At 69.1% G+C, this 233-nt stretch carries 1 pseudogene; it reads right to left on the bottom strand.

Features of this window, described 5'->3' with window-relative positions:
* A pseudogene (locus tag GWC77_RS29050) lies at positions 1 to 233 on the bottom strand (IS5/IS1182 family transposase); the annotation flags it as partial.

Raw genomic sequence — 233 nt, 5'->3', positions numbered from 1 at the left:
CCCTGTGCGGCGATCGCCTCCAGATGGCGATCGCGCTGCGTTGGCGGGCCGGTTTCGCAACTGCGTACCGCGCCCGATCGCGGCGGCACCACGATCTGTGCCCCGGCATTGTGACGGCCCACCGTCTGGTACGTCGGCGCGCCATCATAGGCGCCGTCGGCAATGAACCGGCCGATCGGGTTGGCAATCTGCTCCAGCAGTGGCTCCACCTGGGACGGATCGTCGCCGTCCTG

Source organism: Paraburkholderia sp. NMBU_R16 (genome assembly GCF_013282575.1).
Classification (GTDB): Bacteria; Pseudomonadota; Gammaproteobacteria; order Burkholderiales; family Burkholderiaceae; genus Trinickia.
This window is presented reverse-complemented; position numbering and strand designations above follow the sequence as displayed.